This is a genomic window from Mesorhizobium sp. M7A.F.Ca.CA.002.15.2.1 (genome assembly GCF_003998715.1).
GTDB lineage: Bacteria > Pseudomonadota > Alphaproteobacteria > Rhizobiales > Rhizobiaceae > Mesorhizobium > Mesorhizobium ciceri.
Window position 1 is genome coordinate 1 of the sequence record NZ_RZPI01000120.1, and the last position, 2,335, is coordinate 2,335.

The 2,335-nt window shown below is 65.8% G+C and carries 2 protein-coding genes and 1 pseudogene; all 3 read right to left on the minus strand.

Going from position 1 to position 2,335, the window contains the following annotated elements; translation table 11 throughout:
* Positions 1–735 (minus strand): MFS transporter (locus ENZ74_RS09840; RefSeq protein ID WP_164760988.1); only part of this gene is annotated, 735 nt, incomplete at its 3' end.
* Between the two features lie 125 nt (positions 736–860).
* Complete coding sequence (locus tag ENZ74_RS09845) at positions 861–2,237, minus strand: FAD-containing oxidoreductase (RefSeq protein WP_063168860.1); 1,377 nt, start codon at positions 2,235–2,237, stop codon at positions 861–863.
* Positions 2,234–2,335, minus strand: a pseudogene (locus tag ENZ74_RS35035) (DUF4126 domain-containing protein); the annotation flags it as partial. The gene ENZ74_RS09845 and the pseudogene ENZ74_RS35035, both read right to left, overlap by 4 nt.

Genomic DNA, 2,335 nt, shown 5'->3' on the forward strand with positions numbered 1-2,335 from the left:
GAACAGCAGCAGAACCCACGTGACTGCCGAGGTCGACAAGCCCGATACCTCGGTGAGGTAGGGTTTGATGTAGGTGAAGACGGTGAACAGGCTTGCGGAGGTCAGCGCCGCGATCAGCATGGCCAGCCAGACCTGCAGCTTGCCCAGCACGCGCAGCTCGCCGCGCAGGCCGCCACCGCTTGGCTCGGCGACATCGGACGGCACCAACCAGGCGATCGCTGCCACCGAGATCAGGCCGATACCGACCACGGCAACGAAGGTGGAGCGCCAGCCGAACGCTTCGCCAAGTGCGGTTCCGGCGGGAACACCCAGGATGTTGGACAGCGTCAGCCCGGCGAACATCAGCGCGATAGCGCTGGCGCGCTTGTTGCGCGGCACCAGGCTGGCGGCAACGACCGAGCCGATGCCGAAGAAGGCGCCGTGGCCGAAAGCGGTGAAGACACGCGCGGCCATCAGCGTCCAGTAGTTGGGCGAGATGGCGCAAAACAGATTGCCGACGACGAACAGCACGGCCAGCCCGACCAGCACCGGCTTGCGCGGCAAATGCGCAGTGGCCATGGCGACGATCGGGGCGCCGAAGACGACGCCCAGCGCATATCCGGTAACCAGCAGGCCCGCCGCGGGGATCGACACGCCGAGGTCGGCGGCGACCTCAGGCAGCAAGCCCATGATGACGAATTCGGTGGTGCCGATGCAGAAGGACGCAATGGCAAGCGCAAGGATCGGCAAGGGCATGGTGCGTCCAGACTGAATCGGTTCAATTCCAGACTGCGCGAAGCACGCCACCGTGCGCAAGCTGCATTGCTGCATTGCAGCGATGCAGAAAAGGAAGAGCTTTAAAATGGGTCTTCAACGGGCTGTCACGCCAGCGGCTTCAGCTCCTGGGCAATGGTGGGCAGCAACTCCGAAACATTGGGATGGATGTGCACGGCACGCGCCAGCGTGTCGACGGGCGCCTTGGCGTACATCAGGTCGAGCACACAATGGATAGCCTCGTCGCCGCCGGGGCCGAGCACCGAGCAGCCGAGGATCTCCCTGGTGTCGGCATCGACCAGGATTTTCATGAAACCCTGCGTCTCGCCCTTTTCGATAGCGCGGCCGACGCGGGTCATCGGCCGCTGGCCGACCAGCGCGCGACGGCCGGATTTCTTCACTGCGGCCTCGGTCATGCCGCAGCGGCCAAGCGGCGGGTCGATGTAGAGCGCATAGGCTTCGATCCGGTCGCTGACCCTCCGCGGATCGTTGTCGAGCAAATTGGCGGCGACGATCTCGTAGTCGTTGTAGGAGGTGTGGGTGAAGGCGCCCCTGCCGTTGCAGTCGCCCATCGCCCAGATGCCGGGCACGCTGGTGCGCAGCTGGTCGTCGACGGTGACAAAACCGCGCTTGTCGACCTCGACGCCGGCCCTTTCCAGGCCGAGATCGTCGGTGTTGGGCGTGCGCCCCAGCGCCAGCAGCACATGCGAGCCGACCGCCGGTGGCTTGCCGGCGGAGAAGGTCACGGCGATGTCGTCACCCTGTCTGGCGAAGGCAATGTCGTCGGCGCCGACATGGACCGCGATGCCTTCGTTTTCGAGGATCGACAGGATGGCGGCGGAGACATCCTCGTCCTCGCGGCCGGTCAGGCGCGGGCTCTTCTCGACGACGGTGACTTCCGCGCCGAAGCGGCGGAACATCTGAGCGAATTCGAGCGAGATGTAGCTGCCGCCGACGACGACGAGATGGCGCGGCAGCACGTCGAGATCCATCATCGACGAGTTGGTCAGATAGTCGATGTCGTGGATGCCGGGAAGGTCGGGCACCGAGGCGCGGCCGCCGGTGTTGAGGAAGATCTTTTCGGCGGTCAGCAGATCGTCGCCGACGCGCACCGTGTTGGCGGATTCGAAACGCGCATGGCCGCGATAGAGGGTGCACTTGTCCATGCCGGCAATCCAGGTCTCGAGATTGCCGCGAGCGTCGTTTGTGACCTTGTCCTTGCGCGCCTTGATCACCTTGTAATCCACGCCGACCGGCCCGGAGAGCGTCACGCCATAGTCGGCGGCGCGGCGCGCCAGATGCGCGGCATAGGCGCTGGCGACCATGGTCTTGGTCGGCATGCAGCCGGTGTTGACGCAGGTGCCGCCGACCAGCTTGCGCTCGATCAGCGCGACGCTCATGCCGGCGGCCGTCAGCCGCCCGGCCAGCGGAGGGCCAGCCTGTCCGGCACCGATGATGATGGCGTCGAAGATTTTCGTCGTCATGCCACCGCCGCTACGATCAGCAGGCCGCCGATGATCGCCACCGCGTCCTCGATAAAGGCGGCGGGCGGATCCTTGCCGAAGGCGGCCGCGAGCCGGCC